Origin of the sequence: Citrobacter sp. FDAARGOS_156, assembly GCF_001559235.2 — a bacterium.
GTDB classification, from domain to species: Bacteria; Pseudomonadota; Gammaproteobacteria; order Enterobacterales; family Enterobacteriaceae; genus Citrobacter; species Citrobacter youngae.
Window position 1 is genome coordinate 3,348,791 of sequence record NZ_CP014030.2, and the last position, 20,096, is coordinate 3,368,886.

Genomic DNA, 20,096 nt, shown 5'->3' on the forward strand with positions numbered 1-20,096 from the left:
CATGGATGCTAAACAACGTATTGCGCGCCGTGTGGCGCTTGAGCTTCACGATGGGGATGTCGTCAACCTGGGGATTGGTCTGCCGACGATGGTTGCCAACTACCTGCCCGCTGACATTCATATCACATTGCAGTCAGAAAATGGTTTTCTCGGTCTGGGTCCGGTCACAACTGCGCATCCCGACCTGGTAAACGCTGGTGGGCAACCGTGCGGTATTTTGCCAGGCGCGGCCATGTTTGATAGCGCCATGTCGTTTGCGTTAATTCGTGGGGGCCATGTCGATGCCTGCGTGCTCGGTGGGTTACAGGTCGATGAGCAGGCCAACCTCGCTAACTGGGTCGTTCCCGGCAAAATGGTTCCCGGCATGGGAGGAGCGATGGATCTGGTGACCGGTGCGCGCAAAGTGATTATCGCGATGGAGCATTGCGCAAAAGACGGCTCAGCGAAGATCCTCCGACATTGCACCATGCCGCTGACGGCACAACATGCGGTGCATATGCTGGTCACCGAACTCGCCGTTTTCCGCTTCATTGACGGCAAAATGTGGCTTACGGAAATCGCGGAAGGATGCGATATCGCCACGCTGCGTGAAAAAACCGAAGCGCAGTTTGATGTCGCCGCCGAGCTGATTATCCTGCGAGGTGATGCATGATCGGCCGCATTGCTCGTTTTATGACGCGCGTGGTCAGCCGCTGGCTGCCTGATCCGCTAATTTTCGCCATGCTGCTAACGCTGTTGACCTTCGGCATCGCGCTGTGGCTGACGCCACAAACGCCAGTCAGCATGGTGAGATTCTGGGGTGATGGTTTCTGGAACCTGCTGGCGTTTGGTATGCAGATGGCGCTGATCATCGTCACAGGCCATGCGTTAGCCAGTTCAGGACCGGTGAAAAGTCTGCTGCGAACGGCGGCGTCTGCCGCCAAAACCCCCGCTCAGGGTGTCATGCTGGTGACGTTTTTCGGTTCAGTCGCCTGCGTCATCAACTGGGGTTTTGGTCTGGTAGTGGGGGCGATGTTTGCCCGTGAAGTCGCACGCCGGGTACCCGGCTCCGACTATCCCCTGCTGATTGCTTGTGCCTACATCGGTTTTCTCACCTGGGGGGGTGGCTTCTCCGGTTCAATGCCATTGCTGGCGGCAACGCCAGGCAACCCGGTTGAGCACGTCGCAGGGTTAATTCCGGTCGCAGACACGCTATTTACCGGTTTCAACATCTTCATCACCGTGGCACTGATCGTCGTAATGCCGTTCATCACACGCATGATGACGCCAAAACCTTCCGATGTGGTAAGCATCGATCCGAAGCTGTTACTGGAAGAAGCTGATTTCCAGAAAAAACTGCCACCCGACGCTCCACCATCGGAAAAACTGGAAGAGAGCCGCATTCTGGCCCTGATCATCGGGGCATTAGGGATTGCTTATCTGGCCCTCTATTTCACCGAGAAAGGCTTCAACATCACCATCAACACCGTCAATCTGATGTTTATGATTGCCGGTCTGCTGCTGCATAAAACGCCGATGGCCTATATGCGTGCCGTTAGCGCTGCCGCACGTAGCACCGCCGGCATCCTGGTGCAGTTCCCCTTCTACGCCGGTATTCAATTGATGATGGAGCACTCTGGTCTCGGCGGATTGATTACCGAGTTCTTCATCAACGTCGCCAACAAAGACACCTTCCCGCTGATGACCTTCTTCAGTTCAGCACTGATTAACTTTGCTGTGCCATCCGGCGGCGGCCATTGGGTTATTCAGGGACCGTTCGTCATGCCCGCCGCTCAGGCGCTTGGTGCCGATCTTGGTAAGTCAGTGATGGCTATCGCCTATGGCGAGCAGTGGATGAACATGGCGCAGCCGTTCTGGGCGCTACCTGCATTGGCTATCGCCGGATTGGGGGTGCGCGACATCATGGGGTACTGCATCACCGCCCTGCTCTTCTCAGGCGTCATTTTTGTCATTGGATTGACCTTGTTCTGACAGCCATTACTTACATAAAGGAACAGAAAAATGAAAAACTGTGTCATTGTCAGCGCGGCACGTACCGCAATCGGTAGCTTTAATGGCGCACTGGCGACCACCAGTGCTATCGAGTTGGGATCAACCGTGATAAAAGCGGCAATCGAGCGCGCTCATCTTGATCCGCAGCAGGTTGAAGAAGTGATTATGGGTAACGTACTGCAGGCCGGCCTGGGACAGAATCCGGCGCGTCAGGCATTGCTAAGAAGCGGTCTTTCCGACACCGTTTGCGGCTTCACCGTCAACAAAGTGTGCGGATCCGGCCTGAAAAGCGTGGCGCTTGCCGCCCAGGCAATCAAAGCAGGACAAGCCCAGGCGATCGTCGCGGGGGGGATGGAAAACATGAGCCTGGCCCCCTACCTGTTAGACGCGAAAGCCCGTTGGGGGTATCGCCTCGGTGACGGGCAATTGGCAGACGTCATTCTGCGCGATGGGCTGATCTGCGCCGAACATGGCTATCATATGGGGATTACCGCCGAGAACGTCGCTAAAGAGTACGGTATCAGCCGCGAAATGCAGGATGAACTGGCACTGTTATCACAGCAGAAAGCCATTGCCGCAATAGAGTCCGGCGCTTTCCAGGCCGAAATCGTCCCTGTCAGCGTGCAATCACGTAAGAAAACCCTCATTTTTGAACGCGATGAGTTTCCCAAGGCAGACTCCACGGCGGAAGGTCTTGCCGCATTGCGTCCGGCCTTCGACAAAGCAGGTACTGTTACCGCTGGCAACGCCTCGGGGATTAACGACGGTGCTGCCGCTCTGGTGGTAATGGAAGAGTCGGCAGCACTGGCGGCTGGGCTAAAACCGCTGGCGCGGATCAAAGCCTGGGCCAGCGGCGGCGTCGCCCCGGCGATGATGGGCATGGGACCCGTTCCTGCCACGCAAAAAGCGCTACAACGGAGCGGGCTGCAACTGTCGGATATCGATCTTATCGAAGCTAACGAAGCCTTTGCCGCGCAGTTTCTTGCGGTGGGTAAAACACTGGGGTTTGATGCACAAAAGGTCAACGTTAACGGTGGTGCGATTGCGCTGGGTCACCCTATCGGCGCCAGCGGCGGGCGTATTCTGGTCACATTGCTGCACGCGTTACAGGCACGGGATAAAACGCTCGGTCTGGCAACGCTGTGTATCGGCGGCGGCCAGGGTATTGCGATGATCGTGGAGCGCATGAACTAAAAAAAAGGGCCGGATTTCTCCGGCCCTTCTCATCACAACTTAATTACTCTTCTGCGTCGTCTGCCGCATCATCGTCGCTTTCAGCTTCAGGAGCGATATCCTCGTCCCCTTCCGCAGCGCTGCCGTCGATGGAGTCGAGCTCTTCATCATCAACCGGTTCAGCAACACGTTGCAGGCCCACAACGTTTTCATCTTCCGCAGTACGGATGAGGATCACGCCCTGGGTGTTACGCCCTACCACGCTGATTTCCGACACGCGTGTACGCACCAGCGTACCGGCATCGGTGATCATCATGATCTGGTCAGTATCTTCAACCTGTACCGCGCCAACAACAGAGCCGTTGCGTTCGGTGACTTTGATGGAGATAACGCCCTGCGTCGCACGAGACTTCGTCGGATACTCTTCCGCTGCGGTACGCTTACCGTAGCCGTTCTGCGTCACGGTCAGGATGGCACCTTCACCGCGCGGAACAATCAGAGAAACAACTTTATCTTCCCCGGCCAGCTTGATACCACGTACACCGGTCGCGGTACGCCCCATCGCACGAACGGCGTCTTCTTTGAAGCGCACCACTTTACCGGCAGCAGAGAACAGCATGACTTCATCGGAACCGGACGTCAGGTCAACGCCAATCAGTTCGTCGCCTTCGTTCAGATTAACCGCAATGATACCGGCTGAACGCGGACGGCTGAACTCGGTCAGCGCCGTTTTCTTCACGGTACCGCTGGCGGTCGCCATGAAGACGTTAACGCCCTCTTCGTACTCGCGTACTGGCAGAATCGCGGTAATACGTTCGTTAGCTTCCAGCGGCAGCAGGTTGACGATTGGACGTCCACGCGCGCCACGGCTGGCTTCTGGCAGTTGATAAACCTTCATCCAGTACAGACGACCACGGCTGGAGAAGCAGAGGATCGTGTCATGGGTGTTGGCCACCAGCAGGCGGTCGATAAAGTCTTCTTCTTTAATGCGTGCTGCTGATTTGCCTTTCCCGCCACGACGCTGTGCTTCGTAGTCGGTTAACGGCTGATATTTCACGTAGCCCTGATGAGACAAGGTCACGACAACATCTTCCTGGCTAATCAGATCTTCGATGTTGATGTCAGCGCTGTTCGCGGTGATTTCGGTACGACGCGCGTCGCCGAACTGCTCGCGAACCAGCTCCATCTCTTCACGGATAACTTCCATCAGACGATCGGCACTGCCCAGAATGTGCAACAGTTCGGCGATCTGCTCCAGCAGCTCTTTGTATTCGTCGAGCAGTTTTTCATGCTCAAGGCCGGTCAGTTTCTGCAGACGCAGATCCAGAATCGCCTGGGCCTGCTGTTCAGTCAGGTAGTACTGACCATCACGCACGCCAAACTCAGGTTCCAGCCACTCAGGACGCGCAGCGTCATCACCCGCACGTTCCAGCATGGCAGAGACGTTCCCCAGTTCCCAGGAGCGCGCAACCAGCGCCGCTTTCGCTTCTGCCGGGGTCGGCGCACGACGGATCAGTTCGATGATCGGATCGATGTTGGCAAGAGCAATCGCCAGCGCTTCGAGGATGTGCGCACGGTCGCGGGCTTTACGCAGTTCAAAAATAGTACGGCGAGTAACCACTTCACGACGGTGACGAACAAATGCAACGATAATCTCTTTCAGGTTCATGATCTTCGGCTGACCATGGTGCAGCGCAACCATGTTGATACCGAAAGAAACCTGCAGTTGGGTCTGGGAGTAGAGGTTGTTCAGCACCACTTCCCCGACCGCATCGCGTTTCACTTCAATCACGATGCGCATACCGTCTTTGTCAGACTCGTCACGCAGCGCGCTGATGCCTTCAACGCGTTTATCTTTTACCAGCTCGGCGATTTTCTCGATCAGGCGTGCTTTGTTCACCTGATACGGAATTTCATGCACGATGATGGTTTCGCGGCCAGTTTTCGCGTCAGCTTCGACTTCTGCACGTGCGCGAATGTATACCTTGCCGCGACCGGTACGGTAAGCTTCTTCGATACCACGACGACCATTGATGATCGCTGCGGTCGGGAAGTCCGGACCCGGAATATGTTCCATCAGCCCTTCAATGCTGATGTCTTCATCGTCAATATATGCCAGACAGCCGTTGATCACTTCCGTCAGGTTGTGCGGCGGAATATTGGTTGCCATACCTACCGCGATACCGGACGAACCGTTCACCAGCAGGTTAGGAATTTTGGTTGGCATAACGTCTGGAATGCGTTCGGTGCCGTCGTAGTTATCGACGAAATCAACCGTTTCTTTTTCCAGGTCAGCCATCAGCTCGTGGGCGATTTTCGACATACGGATTTCCGTATAACGCATCGCAGCTGCGGAGTCGCCATCGACAGAACCAAAGTTACCCTGACCATCCACCAGCATGTAACGCAAGGAGAATGGCTGCGCCATACGAACAATGGTGTCGTAAACGGCGGTATCACCATGAGGGTGGTATTTACCGATTACGTCACCAACGACACGGGCAGATTTTTTATAGGCTTTATTCCAGTCGTTGCCCAATACGTTCATGGCGTAAAGTACGCGACGGTGAACCGGCTTCAGGCCATCTCGGACGTCTGGCAGCGCACGGCCAACAATGACCGACATCGCATAATCCAGATAGGAGCTCTTCAGCTCTTCCTCAATGTTGACCGGTGTAATTTCTCTCGCAAGGTCGCTCATCTAACCGCTATCCCTCTACTGTATCCCGGATTCAAAGGTCGCAAATTATAACACATACGTGAAGATTCAGGTAAATGGATTCCCCCAGACAGAGGCTTTATTCATCCCGTCAGGCTGATATACTCGTTTGCATCGCAAATTTAGGAGTAGAAGCCCCAATGAATGCCGAAAAACCCCCGGTAACTCACAACGTTGACCATGAAGAAATTGCCAAATTTGAAGCAGTCGCGTCGCGCTGGTGGGATCTTGAGGGTGAATTTAAGCCTCTGCACCGCATAAATCCGCTGCGTCTGGGCTATATCGCCGAACGGTCAGGTGGTCTGTTTGGTAAAAAGGTACTCGACGTCGGCTGCGGCGGCGGGATTCTGGCAGAAAGCATGGCGCGTGAAGGCGCAACAGTCACCGGCCTGGATATGGGGTTTGAACCCTTACAGGTGGCAAAACTGCATGCGCTGGAAAGTGGCATTCATGTTGAGTATGTGCAGGAGACAGTCGAAGAACACGCCGAGAAATATGCGCACCAGTATGACGTCGTCACCTGTATGGAAATGCTGGAACACGTACCAGACCCGCAGTCGGTGGTCAGGGCCTGTGCCAGACTGGTTAAACCGGGCGGCGAAGTGTTTTTCTCCACGCTTAACCGCAACGGCAAATCCTGGCTGATGGCGGTGGTCGGCGCGGAATATATTCTGCGCATGGTGCCTAAAGGTACGCACGATGTGAAAAAATTTATTAAGCCCGCTGAACTGTTAGAGTGGGTTGACCAGACCGTACTGAAAGAGCGTCATATGACCGGCCTGCACTACAACCCCATTACCAACACCTTTAAACTGGGCCCCGGCGTGGATGTGAACTATATGGTGCATACCACCGCCAAAAGCGAATAAACCGGCTCTCATGGCCTGATGACGCTGGATTGTAGGCCGGATAAAGCGCGCCAGCGCCGCCATCCGGCACGACTCCGGGCTTTAACGCCTGATGGCGCTTCGCTTATCAGGCCTACGTGATTATGCATCGCCTACTGATCCTGAGTAGGCGTCTCAGGGCAATTTTTGTGCCAGATCATAAGAACTTTCTTTGCCTTAGATGAAGAAATCAGCACTCGATCAAATTTTCTATTTTTTTTCTCAATTATTGACATCCCCGCCAGGCCTTATAAGACGCGCACTTAGCGATTCTTACCCTTTTGCAACCTCAATTTAACCTCAAAATCAACTCTTGTGCTGAAAAGAATCCCTACTAGAATACTCACCATATAGCGTCTATTTTATCAAACAACCCCTACATATAGTATTTATCCACAGACTTAGTCACAACGTGGCACTGTGGATAATATGGGGGATATTTTTTCTTTCACGGACAGGTAAAAACCACATGAATCAGAGTCTGCTGGTGACAAAGCGTGATGGTAGTACAGAGCGCATCAATCTCGACAAAATCCATCGAGTTCTGGATTGGGCGGCAGAAGGACTGAATAACGTATCGATTTCACAGGTCGAGTTGCGCTCCCACATTCAGTTTTATGACGGTATCAAGACTTCCGATATCCATGAAACAATCATCAAAGCAGCTGCAGACCTGATCTCCCGCGACGCGCCGGATTATCAGTACCTGGCTGCTCGCCTGGCAATTTTCCACCTGCGTAAAAAAGCCTACGGCGAGTTTGAGCCGCCAAAACTGTTCGACCATGTGGTCAAAATGGTTGAAATGGGCAAATACGACAATCATCTGCTGGAAGACTACACGGAAGAAGAGTTCAAGCAGATGGACTCGTTCATCGTGCACGACCGTGATATGACCTTCTCTTATGCTGCAGTGAAGCAGTTAGAGGGCAAATATCTGGTGCAAAACCGTGTTACCGGTGAGATTTATGAAAGCGCACAGTTCCTCTACATTCTGGTCGCTGCCTGCCTGTTTTCTAACTACCCGCGTGAAACCCGTCTGGAATACGTTAAACGTTTCTACGACGCCGTTTCTACGTTTAAAATTTCGCTGCCAACCCCCATCATGTCCGGCGTGCGCACCCCAACCCGTCAGTTCAGTTCCTGTGTACTGATCGAGTGTGGCGACAGCCTGGATTCGATTAACGCCACGTCCAGCGCGATTGTAAAATACGTTTCTCAGCGTGCTGGCATTGGTATCAACGCGGGTCGCATCCGTGCGCTGGGTAGCCCGATTCGCGGCGGTGAAGCGTTCCACACCGGCTGTATTCCGTTCTACAAGCACTTCCAGACGGCGGTGAAATCCTGCTCCCAGGGCGGCGTTCGCGGCGGTGCTGCCACGTTGTTCTACCCGATGTGGCATCTGGAAGTTGAAAGCCTGCTGGTGCTGAAAAACAACCGCGGCGTCGAAGGCAACCGCGTGCGTCACATGGACTACGGCGTACAAATCAACAAGCTGATGTATACCCGCCTGCTGAAAGGCGGTGACATCACCCTGTTCAGCCCGTCCGATGTTCCGGGTCTGTACGACGCATTCTTCGCCGATCAGGACGAGTTTGAACGCCTGTACACAAAATATGAAAACGACGACAGCATCCGCAAACAGCGCGTGAAAGCGGTTGAGCTGTTCTCGCTGATGATGCAGGAACGTGCTTCTACTGGTCGCATCTACATTCAGAACGTTGACCACTGCAACACCCACAGCCCGTTTGATCCGGCTGTCGCACCGGTACGCCAGTCCAACCTGTGTCTGGAAATCGCCCTGCCGACCAAACCGTTGACCGACGTTAACGACGAGAACGGTGAAATCGCGCTGTGTACGTTGTCCGCATTCAACCTGGGGGCAATCAAAGATCTGAGCGAGCTGGAAGAGCTGGCCGTACTGGCTGTGCGTGCTCTCGATGCGCTGCTCGATTACCAGGATTATCCAATTCCGGCCGCTAAACGTGGCGCCATGGGCCGTCGTACGCTGGGTATTGGCGTAATCAACTACGCCTACTGGCTGGCGAAAAACGGTAAGCGTTACTCTGACGGCAGCGCGAATAACCTGACCCACAAAACCTTTGAAGCCATTCAGTATTACCTGCTGAAAGCCTCTAACGAACTGGCAAAAGAGCAAGGCGCATGCCCATGGTTCAACGAAACCACCTATGCGCAGGGTATTTTGCCGATCGATACCTATAAGAAAGACCTCGATGCCATTGCCAACGAGCCGTTGCACCTGGACTGGGAGCAACTGCGTGAGTCCATTAAGACCCACGGTCTGCGTAACTCCACGCTGTCCGCCCTGATGCCGTCGGAGACCTCTTCGCAGATCTCCAACGCCACCAACGGTATTGAACCACCACGCGGTTACGTGAGCATCAAAGCATCGAAAGATGGAATTCTGCGTCAGGTCGTGCCGGACTACGAACACCTGCACGACGCGTACGAACTGCTGTGGGAAATGCCGAACAACGACGGCTACCTGCAGCTGGTAGGTATCATGCAGAAATTTATCGATCAGTCGATTTCTGCCAACACCAACTACGATCCGTCACGCTTCCCATCAGGAAAAGTGCCGATGCAGCAGTTACTGAAAGACCTGCTCACCGCCTACAAATTTGGTGTCAAAACGCTGTATTATCAGAACACCCGCGACGGTGCGGAAGATTCTCAGGACGATCTGGTGCCATCCATTCAGGATGATGGCTGCGAAAGCGGCGCATGTAAGATCTGATGAATGATGCCGGGTGGCGCTACGCTTACCCGGCCACGATTGCACGGTTTGTAGGCCGGACAAGGTGCTTGCACCGCCTCCGGCGCTCATCCCACAAAGGATTCACATCAATGGCATACACCACTTTTTCACAGACGAAAAATGACCAGCTTCTGGAACCGATGTTTTTCGGCCAGCCGGTGAACGTCGCCCGCTACGATCAGCAAAAATATGACATCTTCGAAAAACTGATCGAAAAGCAGCTCTCTTTCTTCTGGCGTCCGGAAGAAGTCGACGTTTCACGTGACCGCATTGACTTCCAGGCACTGCCGGAACATGAAAAACATATCTTCATCAGCAACCTGAAGTATCAGACGCTGCTGGACTCTATTCAGGGACGTAGCCCGAACGTGGCGCTGCTGCCGCTGATTTCTATCCCTGAGCTGGAAACCTGGGTGGAAACGTGGGCGTTTTCTGAAACGATCCATTCCCGCTCCTACACCCACATCATTCGTAACATCGTGAACGATCCTGCGGTGGTGTTCGACGATATCGTCACCAACGAACAGATCCAGAAACGCGCGGAAGGCATTTCCAGCTACTACGATGAGTTGATCGAGATGACCAGCTACTGGCATCTGCTGGGCGAAGGCACCCATACAGTCAATGGTAAAACGGTTGTCGTAAACCTGCGTGAACTGAAGAAGAAGCTATATCTGTGCCTGATGAGCGTCAACGCGCTGGAAGCGATCCGCTTTTATGTCAGCTTCGCCTGCTCCTTCGCATTCGCCGAACGTGAACTGATGGAAGGCAACGCGAAAATTATTCGTCTGATCGCCCGCGACGAAGCCCTGCATCTGACCGGTACTCAGCATATGCTGAACCTGCTGCGCAGCGGCGTGGACGATCCGGAAATGGCGGAAATCGCCGAAGAGTGTAAACAAGAGTGCTATGACCTGTTTGTACAGGCCGCGCTGCAGGAAAAAGAGTGGGCGGATTATCTGTTCCGTGACGGTTCGATGATCGGTCTGAACAAAGATATCCTGTGCCAGTACGTTGAGTACATCACCAATATCCGTATGCAGGCTGTTGGCCTTGACTTGCCATTCCAGACACGCTCTAACCCGATCCCGTGGATCAATACCTGGCTGGTATCCGATAACGTCCAGGTTGCACCGCAGGAAGTCGAAGTCAGCTCTTACCTGGTCGGCCAAATCGACGCCGAAGTTGATACCGACGACCTGAGTAACTTCCAGCTCTGATGGGTCGCGTTACTCTGCGCATCTCTGGCACACAACTGCTGTGCCAGGATGAACATCCTTCCCTGCTCGCCGCGCTCGAATCGCACAACATCGAAGTCGAGTATCAGTGCCGTGAAGGTTACTGCGGTTCCTGCCGTACCCGCCTGGTGGCGGGACAGGTTGACTGGATTGCAGAACCTCTGGCCTTTATTCAGCCGGGTGAGATATTGCCCTGCTGTTGCCGGGCAAACGGGGATATTGAGATTGAAATGTAGTGCTTAGTGGACTTCATGCGTGGAGACCAATACCACGTCTGGGCGTTTTTTCATCTGCATGATATACAACGCCCCGGCCAGCACCACCAGCAAAGCCCCGACCAGGTAAATCGCCCGATACCCCACGCCTTCAACCATCATCCCCATAATGAACGCACCAATCGCCATTCCCGCGTCCATTGCATTGAAAAACAGCGAATTGGCAACACCGATTTTGTGCGGCTCCACTGAACTAATAATTTGTGTCTGAAATACCGGCGTAACCGAACCGTAACCAATACCGATTAATCCTCCGGCCAGAATCATCATGATACTCCCGTTGGTGTAACCCAGCGCCACCAACCCAACGGTGAAGGCCAGTAAGCACGGATAAACCACGTATTTCGGCCCTTTTCTATCACAGATATTGCCGGTAAAGGTTCGGCAGACCATCAGGCAAATAGCGTAGCACAGCAGGAAATTACTGGCGGCTGCCATCAGATCTAACTCCCGGGCATACAGTGCCAGGAAGGCGGAAACGCCTGCGTAAGAGAAGGTCATGAAAAACGTCACCAGTGCGAAAGGCAGCGCGGCGCGATCAAACATTGCCGCAAACCCGAGCGTCGGTTTAGAGCCGTCAGCATGGCGAATGACCGGCGGCACCGCGACAATAAAAGACAGAATGATACCCAGTGCGGCAACCGCGCTACACAGCCAGAATGCCTGGGTAAAAGCTTCCCAGCGCGCCATGTTCAGCCCTACCCATGGCCCCACAACCATTGCCAGTCCCATGGCTAAAGAGAAAAAACTGATGCCCTCCCCACGTCGGGAGGCCGGTATCAACCGCGCGGAAATCGTTCCTTTTACCGTGGTTATAACGCCAAACGTTACACCATGAAGCACCCGAATCAGCAGGAGTGATTCAATTGAATGGCAAACCGGATACAGCGCAGTGACCACCAAAAAGGCCAGAGAAGAGAGCACCAGAATCGTTTTATTCGAATATTTCCCCACCCACTGCCCGGCAAAAGGACGAACAAGAATGGCAGAGCCCAAAAAGAACGTGACTAATAAACCGGCCTTATCAGGAGTAGCATGCAGGCGATCCGAAATATAGATCGGAAGCAGGGTCAGCAGGACATAAAAAACAAAAAAGATAATAAAGCTGATAATCGTTATTGCCCAGAAATCCTTCGTCCACAGTTTTTCTTTCATTTTCGCCAACCTGTTCAGACGGCGCACACAGGCAACGCTCAGCACAACTGAACGACGGACAAGTGCGTCAAAATGTGAGTTAAACACCAGAACGCCAGTATAAATAGGCTCATGATATTAGAGAAATTAATCGTTTTAATATTATTAATTAGAAGGAACTAATGACACTAACACAGATCCACGCTTTGCTTGCCGTGCTCGAGTACGGCGGTTTTACCGAAGCCAGCAAGCGGCTGTATATGACCCAGTCCGCCGTGAGTCAGGCAATTTCAGCATTAGAAGAAGAGCTGGGCGTTGATATTTTAATCCGCGAACGTCGCAAAGACATCAGGCTCACCCCGGCGGGACACCGGATCGTGCCACGCCTGCGAGCCATCGTGTCAGAAACCAACGCGGTGAAAGAAATTGCCGAGCAGGAACGACAAAATCCAGCCCGAACCCTGCGTATCGGCTGTTTTCCCAGCGCCTGCGCCTGCATTTTACCTGGCATTATCCGCCACTTTGAACAGCAGCATCCGCACATCAAAATTATCCCCTTCGAAGAGAACAGCCCGGCGATCGTTGATTCCCTGCGCAGCGGGGATATCGATGCGGGATTTGTGCATTTCCCGGTCAATGGCATGTACTGCGTACCGGTTTACCGCGATAAATTTACCGTAGTGGTTCCCGAAAGCCACCCACTGGCAGCCAACACCACTATTTCGCTGGAAGAACTGATGGGAGAACCGCTGATTATCAGTAAAGGCCGCTATGAATTAAGCATCATGACGTTGTTTAAAGAAAAAGGGATTGAGCCAATTATTAAATACGAATTTAACCACCCGGATACCGCAATGAGCTTTATTCGCCAGGGGCTGGGGATTGCATTATTACCGGAACTCACGCTGAAGGCGGTTGGCGGGGAAATTCGCTCAGTGGCGCTGGAGCCAACGTTTTATCGACAAATATCGTTATTGGCAAAAGAGCCGCCGGTAGACGGCAGCCCTTTATTTCTACTGCAGGCATATATGGAATCGTTGACTGCTGACGGCCTCATCTAGCAATCTGCTCACGCTTCACAAATAAGGCCTGCGGGAATACGTTCATCGCAGGCCTTCTGCCCTTACTCTTTATGCAGGAATTTCACCGCTTTGTCGGGGAAGTCGGTGAACAGCCCGTCAACGCCCGCCTTGTTGTACAACACGTCATACAGCTGGTTTACATCCGTTGCATAATCCGGCAACTGATCGGCACGAACAGTATAAGGATGCACCACCATCTTGTTCTGGTGCGCGTCCTGTACCATACCCGTCAATGAGATGTTGCCCTTACTGGACTTCTCATCAACCAGCATATGGTAGTCCGGCCCAATGCCGTCCGCATACTGCGCAACCTGCTTCATGGCACCCGGTTTGAACATCCAGTCGTAGTTGTAATTCACCCAACTGCCGTCTGGTTTTTTCTCCTGAGTTTCATTCCAGTCAGTGTACGCAATCAACTGCACCAGATTGAGATCCATCCCCATCTTCGGTTCCAGTTCATTCTTAATGCGTTTTAACTCCGCAACATCAAAGCACTGCAGATAGACATTGTCTTGTTTACCGGTGTATCCGTACTTTTTCAGTACTTCCAGCGTTTTAGCCGCAATGTCCTTCCCTTCCTGATGATGGAACCACGGCGCTTTCATTTCCGGGTAAATACCGATATTTTTGCCGGTTGAATGATTTAATCCCTGAACAAATTCAATTTCTTCTTCGAAAGTGTGCACACGGAAATCAGATTTACCCATCGGGAAACGCCCTGGATATGTCTGTACCTTTTTGCCATTTTCGATATCGAAACCTTCGGTAAATTTCAGCGATTTGATCTCATCCAGCGTAAAGTCGATGGCATAGTAACGCCCATCTTTACGCGCACGATCCGGGAAGCGATCAGCAACATCGGTGACGCGGTCAAGATAGTGGTCATGCAGGACGACCAGATGGTCGTCTTTAGTCATCACCAAATCCTGCTCCAGAAAATCCGCGCCCTGAGCATAAGCCATCGCTTTCGCAGGTAACGTATGCTCCGGTAAATATCCGCTGGCGCCACGGTGCGCAATGACAATTTTATCTGCGGCAACCGCCGCACTGCTCACAACCATACCTGCCAGCATCAGCGCCACGCTAAGACTTTTCAATGTGGTTTTCATCTATTAGCCCCCGTTACGCTTGAGCAGCATCTCTTCATGATGGCGTTTTTCACCAATCATGACGACTACCAGCAGAATCACCGCCAGCACGCTACCGCCAATCATCACCATAAAGCCGCCGTCCCAACCGAAGAAGTCAACGGTGTAGCCGACAATGGCGCTTGCCGCCACAGAACCGCCAAGATAACCGAACAGACCAGTGAAGCCTGCCGCCGTCCCCGCCGCTTTTTTCGGTGCCAGTTCCAGCGCATGCAGACCGATCAACATGACCGGGCCGTAGATCAGGAAGCCGATGATAATCATACAAGCCATATCTACGTTCGGGTTGCCTGCCGGGTTCATCCAGTAAACGATGGTCGCAATCGTCACCAGCGTCATAAAGAACACGCCGGTCGCGCCACGGTTTCCACGGAAGACTTTATCCGACATCCAGCCACACAGCAGCGTGCCAGGAATCCCCGCATATTCATACAGGAAGTAGGCCCAGGATGATTTATCCAGTGCAAAATGCTTCACTTCTTTCAGGTAAGTCGGCGACCAGTCGAGGATGCCGTAGCGCAGCAGATAAACAAACACGTTGGCGATAGCGATGTACCACAACAGTTTATTCGGTAGTACGTATTGCATGAAGATCTGCTTGGCAGTCAGCTCTTCTTCCGCTTTTTCGTTGTAATCATCCGGATAGTCGTTCTTGTACTCTTCGATAGGCGGCAGGCCACAGGACTGCGGCGTATCACGCATCATCGCAAAAGCAAACAGCGCAACGACTATCGCACCAAAGGCAGGCATGTACAGCGCCGCTTTCCAGTCGTTAAACCAGGCCATACCCAGCAGGAACAGCAGCGGAGGCAGACCGCCACCTACGTTATGCGCACAGTTCCAGACAGAAACGATGCCGCCACGCTCTTTCTGCGACCACCAGTGCACCATAGTACGACCACACGGCGGCCACCCCATCCCCTGGAACCAACCGCAGAGGAACAGCAGCACAAACATGACTGCAATGCTGGATGTCGCCCACGGCACGAAGCCCATGAACAGCATCACCGCAGCAGCCAGAATCAGACCCGCGGGCAGGAAAACGCGCGGATTCGAGCGATCTGAGACGGACCCCATGATGAATTTCGAAAATCCGTATGCAATGGAGATACCGGACAACGCAAAACCCAGATCGCCACGCGAGAAACCCTGTTCAACCAGATACGGCATGGCCAGAGCAAAGTTCTTACGTACCAGATAGTACGCGGCATAACCGAAAAATATTCCCAGGAAAATCTGCCAGCGCAATCGACGATAAGTCGGATCGATCTCCGCTGCAGCTAAACGCGCTTTGTGTGGCGCAGGTTTAAAAATGCTCAACATATATAGTAGCCTCCGTGGCCGTCTTTCATTCGAAGGAAACACTGCAGATTGCCGTAACAACCCTACCGCTCCCAGTGTGGCCGCGATGTTAAGGAAACATTCCGGGCAATAATGTGAATTACAGCACAGATTGTTACACATTTATGACAAATGTTCATAAAAGCGCACGGAATCACGTTTCATTTTCGAATTATGAGCGATTATGCGCGAAATCAAACAATCCATGTTTTTTATGTGGCTAAATGATAAAAAACGAACTGTGAGGAAAAACAATGAAAACTCGCGACTCGCAAACAAGTGACGTGATTATCATTGGTGGAGGAGCAACAGGTGCAGGGATCGCACGCGACTGTGCCCTGCGCGGATTGCGCGTCATCTTAGTAGAACGCCACGATATCGCGACAGGCGCGACGGGCCGTAACCACGGTCTGCTGCACAGCGGAGCACGTTACGCCGTTACTGACGCTGAATCTGCCCGCGAATGCATTAGCGAAAACCAAATTCTGAAACGTATCGCCCGCCATTGTGTTGAGCCGACGGACGGTCTGTTTATTACGCTGCCGGAAGATGAACTCTCTTTCCAGGCAACCTTTATTCGTGCCTGTGAAGACGCGGGCATCCGCGCAGAAGCGATTGATCCACAACAGGCGCGTATTATCGAACCTTCGGTAACCCCCCAACTGATTGGCGCAGTGAAAGTACCAGACGGTACCGTTGATCCTTTCCGCTTAACCGCCGCCAACATGCTGGATGCACGAGAGCATGGCGCGGTTATCTTAACGGCCCATGAAGTGACGGGGCTGATTCGTGAAGGTGCGACGGTGTGCGGGGTAAACGTACGCAACCATCTGACGGGCGAGATGCAATCTCTGCATGCGCCGGTGGTCGTGAATGCCGCCGGGATCTGGGGTCAGCGCATTGCGGAATATGCCGATCTGAGCATCCGTATGTTCCCGGCGAAAGGTTCTCTGTTGATCATGGATCATCGCATAAATCAGCATGTTATCAACCGCTGCCGTAAGCCATCTGATGCCGATATTCTGGTGCCTGGCGATACCATTTCGCTGATCGGTACAACCTCACAACACATTGATTACGACGATATCGACAGCAACCGCGTCACCGCAGAAGAGGTGGATATTCTGCTGCGTGAAGGTGAGAAGCTGGCGCCAATTATGGCGAAAACTCGCATCCTGCGTGCTTACTCCGGTGTGCGTCCGCTGGTGGCCAGCGACGACGATCCGACCGGTCGTAACGTCAGCCGCGGTATTGTGTTATTCGATCACGCAACGCGCGACGGACTGGACGGATTTATCACCATTACCGGTGGCAAACTGATGACCTACCGCCTGATGGCGGAATGGGCCACCGACGCAGTATGCCGCAAACTGGGCAATTCTCGCCCTTGTACAACCGCAGAGACAGCTCTGCCAGGCTCACAGGAGTCGACCGAACACACGCTTAAACGCGTTATCTCTTTGCCAGCGCCACTGCGCGGCTCTGCGGTCTACCGCCATGGCGACCGCACCCCGGCGTGGCTTAGCGAAGGCCGTCAGCACCGCAGCCTGGTCTGTGAATGTGAAGCCGTCACCGCAGGTGAAGTGCAATATGCCGTTGAAAATTTAACCGTCAACAGTTTGCTCGATTTACGTCGTCGCACCCGCGTCGGGATGGGGACGTGTCAGGGCGAATTGTGTGCCTGCCGCGCTGCAGGTTTGCTACAACGTTTTAATGTCACCACCGCCGCACAATCTATCACCCAGCTTTCTGAATTCCTCAACGAACGCTGGAAAGGCGTGCAGCCTATCGCGTGGGGAGATGCGCTGCGCGAAAGCGAATTCACGCGTTGGGTCTATCAGGGATTGTGCGGTCTGGAAAAGGAGCACCAGGATGAAATTTGATACCGTCATTATCGGCGGCGGTCTCGCCGGGCTGATGTGTGGCCTACAACTGCAAAAAAGCGGGTTGCGCTGTACGATTGTTACCCGCGGCCAAAGCGCGCTGCACTTTTCCTCCGGCTCACTGGATTTGCTCAGCAACCTGCCCGATGGTCAACCGGTAACCGACATTGAAGCGGGGCTGAATGCGCTGCGCACTCAGGCACCTGGTCATCCTTATAGCACCATCGGCACGCAGACCGTACTGGCGCTGGCGCAGCAGGCGCAGAATCTGCTGGAAGAGTGCGGAACGCATTTGCACGGTAAGGTTCATCAGGCTCATCAACGTGTAACACCGTTGGGAACCCTGCGTTCAACCTGGCTTAGTTCAGCGGAAGTGCCGGTCTGGCCGTTATCAGCACAACGTGTCTGTGTGGTGGGAATTAGCGGCTTACTGGATTTCCAGGCGCACCTTGCCGCGGCCTCACTGCGCCAGCGTAACCTCAGCGTCGAAACGGCTGAAATCGATTTGCCAGAACTGGATGTCCTGCGTGATAACCCAACCGAATTTCGCGCCGTCAACATTGCACGTCTGTTAGATAACGAAGATAAATGGTCGCTGCTCTATGACGCCCTGTTACCAATCGCGAAAACCTGCGACATGATAATTATGCCAGCCTGTTTCGGCCTGGCTGACGATCGGCTATGGAAGTGGCTCAATGACCGCCTGCCCTGCTCACTGATGTTATTACCAACTTTACCGCCGTCAGTGCTGGGCATGCGCCTGCATAACAAATTGCAGCGCCAGTTTGTACGCCAGGGTGGAGTGTGGATGCCCGGTGATGAAGTGAAAAAAATCACCTGTCAGGATGGCGTTGTCAGCGAAATCTGGACCCGCAACCATGCCGATATTCCATTGCGCCCACGCTTCGCCGTACTCGCCAGCGGTAGTTTCTTTAGCAGCGGACTGGTCGCCACGCGCGAAGCCGTTCATGAGCCGATTCTCGGTCTGGATGTGCACCAAACCGCCACACGTGCGCAGTGGTATCAGCGTGACGTCTTTGATCCGCAACCGTGGCAACAGTTTGGCGTAACCACCGATGCTGAACTGCGTCCATCGCTTGCAGGAAAAACAGTAGAGAATATGTTTGCCATCGGATCGGTACTTGGCGGTTTTGACCCTATCGCCCAGGGTTGCGGAGGCGGAGTGTGCGCAGTGAGCGCTTTACACGCCGCACATCATATTGCGAAACGTGCAGGAGGCCAGCAATGAGCGACACACGTTTTGAAAGTTGTATCAAATGCACAGTGTGCACCACTGCCTGCCCGGTAAGCCGTGTCAACCCTGGTTACCCTGGCCCTAAACAAGCCGGCCCTGACGGTGAACGTCTGCGTTTGAAAGATGGTGCGTTATATGACGATGCGCTGAAATATTGCATCAACTGCAAACGCTGTGAAGTGGCCTGCCCTTCGGATGTCAAAATTGGCGATATCATTCAACGCGCGCGTGCCAAATACGACACGACACGTCCGTCGATACGTAACTTTGTCTTAAGCCATACCGATTTGATGGGCAGTGTTTCTACGCCGTTCGCACCCATCGTGAACACCGCGACTTCACTGAAACCGGTGCGCCAGCTTCTTGATTATGCACTAAAAATCGATCATCGCCGTACGCTGCCGAAGTACTCCTTCGGTACCTTCCGCCGCTGGTATCGCAGCATAGCCGCACAGCAGGCGCAGTATCAGGATCAAGTTGCATTTTTCCACGGTTGCTTTGTGAACTACAACCATCCGCAACTCGGTAAAGATCTGATAAAAGTGCTGAACGCGATGGGTACTGGCGTACAACTGCTGAGTAAAGAGAAATGCTGTGGCGTACCACTGATCGCCAACGGTTTCACCGATAAAGCACGTAAGCAGGCGGTAAGTAATGTGGCTTCACTGCGAGAAGCGATTGACGGAAAAGGCATCCCGGTTATTGCCACCTCTTCAACCTGTACCTTTGCACTACGCGATGAATACCCTGAAGTGCTGGATGTCGACAACTCAGGGCTACGCGAACATATTGAACTGGCTACACGCTGGCTGTGGCGCAAGCTGGACGAAGGGAAAACGTTGCCGCTGAAAACGTTGCCGCTAAAAGTGGTCTATCACACACCATGTCATATGGAGAAAATGGGCTGGACACTCTATACGCTGGAACTGCTGCGACAAATTCCTGGACTTGAACTGACAGTGCTGGATTCACAGTGCTGCGGGATCGCCGGAACTTACGGATTCAAAAAGGAAAACTACCCGACGTCACAGTCAATTGGCGCACCGCTATTCCGCCAGATTGAAGAAAGCGGCGCGGATATCGTCGTGACCGACTGCGAAACGTGTAAATGGCAGATTGAGATGTCGACAAGTAAGCGTTGCGAACATCCTATCACCCTGCTTGCCAAAGCGTTGGGGTAACTCAGTTGCCCG

At 53.3% G+C, this 20,096-nt stretch carries 15 protein-coding genes; 11 read left to right on the forward strand and 4 right to left on the reverse strand.

The window, feature by feature from the left end; translation table 11 throughout:
* Position 1: 1 nt before the first annotated feature.
* The 3 genes from AL515_RS16440 to AL515_RS16450 are packed head-to-tail and all read left to right on the forward strand — an operon-like array spanning position 2 to position 3,186.
* Positions 2-652 (forward strand): 3-oxoacid CoA-transferase subunit B, encoded by a 651-nt coding sequence (locus AL515_RS16440; RefSeq protein ID WP_048211108.1) that lies wholly within the window; start codon positions 2-4, stop codon positions 650-652.
* Positions 649-1,971: a TIGR00366 family protein gene (locus AL515_RS16445; RefSeq protein WP_048211107.1), complete on the forward strand. Its 1,323-nt coding sequence runs from the start codon at positions 649-651 to the stop codon at positions 1,969-1,971. The genes AL515_RS16440 and AL515_RS16445 overlap by 4 nt, the downstream gene beginning before the upstream one ends.
* 30 nt (positions 1,972-2,001) lie before the next feature.
* Positions 2,002-3,186, forward strand: a complete 1,185-nt coding sequence (locus tag AL515_RS16450) for an acetyl-CoA C-acetyltransferase (protein WP_061068200.1) — start codon at positions 2,002-2,004, stop codon at positions 3,184-3,186.
* 43 nt (positions 3,187-3,229) lie between these two features.
* On the opposite strand, the gene gyrA is transcribed toward AL515_RS16450, so the two are convergent.
* Positions 3,230-5,866 carry a DNA topoisomerase (ATP-hydrolyzing) subunit A gene (gene gyrA / locus AL515_RS16455; protein WP_061068201.1) on the reverse strand — a complete coding sequence of 879 codons (2,637 nt, stop codon included), beginning with the start codon at positions 5,864-5,866 and terminating at the stop codon, positions 3,230-3,232.
* 158 nt (positions 5,867-6,024) lie between these two features.
* On the opposite strand from gyrA, the gene ubiG reads away from it, so the two are divergent.
* The 4 genes from ubiG (at position 6,025) to yfaE (ending at position 11,021) form a co-directional block, all read left to right on the forward strand.
* A complete protein-coding gene (gene ubiG, locus AL515_RS16460) occupies positions 6,025-6,753 on the forward strand; it encodes a bifunctional 2-polyprenyl-6-hydroxyphenol methylase/3-demethylubiquinol 3-O-methyltransferase UbiG (protein WP_048211104.1) in 729 nt (242 codons plus the stop codon).
* 487 nt (positions 6,754-7,240) lie between these two features.
* Positions 7,241-9,526 carry a class 1a ribonucleoside-diphosphate reductase subunit alpha gene (gene nrdA, locus AL515_RS16465; protein ID WP_048211103.1) on the forward strand — a complete coding sequence of 762 codons (2,286 nt, stop codon included), beginning with the start codon at positions 7,241-7,243 and terminating at the stop codon, positions 9,524-9,526.
* 110 nt (positions 9,527-9,636) lie between these two features.
* The gene (nrdB, locus tag AL515_RS16470; RefSeq protein WP_003834668.1) at positions 9,637-10,767 is read left to right on the forward strand and encodes a class Ia ribonucleoside-diphosphate reductase subunit beta; all 1,131 of its coding nucleotides are present in this window, start codon (positions 9,637-9,639) and stop codon (positions 10,765-10,767) included.
* Positions 10,767-11,021: a ferredoxin-like diferric-tyrosyl radical cofactor maintenance protein YfaE gene (gene yfaE, locus AL515_RS16475; RefSeq protein WP_061068202.1), complete on the forward strand. Its 255-nt coding sequence runs from the start codon at positions 10,767-10,769 to the stop codon at positions 11,019-11,021. The genes nrdB and yfaE overlap by 1 nt, the downstream gene beginning before the upstream one ends.
* 3 nt (positions 11,022-11,024) lie before the next feature.
* On the opposite strand, the gene AL515_RS16480 is transcribed toward yfaE, so the two are convergent.
* A complete protein-coding gene (locus tag AL515_RS16480; RefSeq protein ID WP_061068841.1) occupies positions 11,025-12,215 on the reverse strand; it encodes an MFS transporter in 1,191 nt (396 codons plus the stop codon).
* Positions 12,216-12,376: 161 nt separating this feature from the next.
* On the opposite strand from AL515_RS16480, the gene AL515_RS16485 reads away from it, so the two are divergent.
* A complete protein-coding gene (locus AL515_RS16485) occupies positions 12,377-13,255 on the forward strand; it encodes a LysR family transcriptional regulator (protein ID WP_048211100.1) in 879 nt (292 codons plus the stop codon).
* Between the two features lie 62 nt (positions 13,256-13,317).
* On the opposite strand, the gene glpQ is transcribed toward AL515_RS16485, so the two are convergent.
* Together glpQ and glpT are read right to left on the reverse strand one after the other, a co-directional pair.
* Positions 13,318-14,385, reverse strand: coding sequence for a glycerophosphodiester phosphodiesterase (gene glpQ / locus AL515_RS16490; protein WP_061068203.1), 1,068 nt, complete (start codon positions 14,383-14,385; stop codon positions 13,318-13,320).
* 3 nt (positions 14,386-14,388) lie between these two features.
* A complete protein-coding gene (glpT, locus tag AL515_RS16495) occupies positions 14,389-15,747 on the reverse strand; it encodes a glycerol-3-phosphate transporter (RefSeq protein ID WP_048211098.1) in 1,359 nt (452 codons plus the stop codon).
* Positions 15,748-16,019: 272 nt separating this feature from the next.
* Here glpT and glpA point away from each other — a divergent pair, with 272 nt between their 5' ends.
* Genes glpA through glpC form a run of 3 tightly spaced genes read left to right on the forward strand, consistent with a single transcriptional unit; the run spans position 16,020 to position 20,084 of the window.
* Positions 16,020-17,648 carry an anaerobic glycerol-3-phosphate dehydrogenase subunit A gene (gene glpA, locus AL515_RS16500; protein WP_061068204.1) on the forward strand — a complete coding sequence of 543 codons (1,629 nt, stop codon included), beginning with the start codon at positions 16,020-16,022 and terminating at the stop codon, positions 17,646-17,648.
* Entirely contained in the window at positions 17,638-18,897 is a 1,260-nt protein-coding gene (gene glpB / locus AL515_RS16505; protein ID WP_061068205.1) for a glycerol-3-phosphate dehydrogenase subunit GlpB, read from the forward strand. Before glpA ends, glpB begins: the two co-directional genes overlap by 11 nt.
* Positions 18,894-20,084, forward strand: a complete 1,191-nt coding sequence (gene glpC / locus AL515_RS16510) for an anaerobic glycerol-3-phosphate dehydrogenase subunit GlpC (protein ID WP_048211095.1) — start codon at positions 18,894-18,896, stop codon at positions 20,082-20,084. The genes glpB and glpC overlap by 4 nt, the downstream gene beginning before the upstream one ends.
* Positions 20,085-20,096: the final 12 nt, after the last annotated feature.